The organism is Kitasatospora sp. MBT66, assembly GCF_000710405.2.
GTDB classification, from domain to species: Bacteria; Actinomycetota; Actinomycetes; order Streptomycetales; family Streptomycetaceae; genus Kitasatospora; species Kitasatospora purpeofusca.
The window spans coordinates 336,625-337,005 of record NZ_JAIY01000006.1; the positions used below are offsets into that span (position 1 = coordinate 336,625).

General features: G+C 65.6%; 1 protein-coding gene. It reads left to right on the top strand.

Annotated elements, in window-relative coordinates; all coding sequences use genetic code 11:
* Window positions 1–381 (top strand): Scr1 family TA system antitoxin-like transcriptional regulator (locus tag BI06_RS50710; protein ID WP_233290150.1); only part of this gene is annotated, 381 nt, incomplete at both ends.

A 381-nucleotide genomic window follows, 5' to 3' on the forward strand; every position in this document is an offset into this window, starting at 1 on the left:
GCGCTGGTGGGCATGAGAAGCCCGGCCGTCAGCCACACGGAGGCCGGGCGAACCGGCCTCAATCAGGAGCGGTTGGGGATCTGGCTCGATGCCTACGGCTGCGAGGATCCTGTCTACCGGGCCAAGCTCGCCGACATGGGGCGGCGAACAGGCAAGGGATGGTGGTCGGATTTCGCCGACCGAGTTCCGCTGCTCGCGCTCGACCTGGCCGAGACGGAGGACAGCGCGGCGCTGATCGACAACTACGAGACGTTCTACCTGCCCGGCCTCCTGCAGTTGCCCGCATATGCCGAAGCGATCTACGAAGGCGCTCATCGGGACAGGAAGTTCGACGCGGAGGCCGAGATCGAGTTCCGCATGAATCGGCAGCGCATCCTGCAT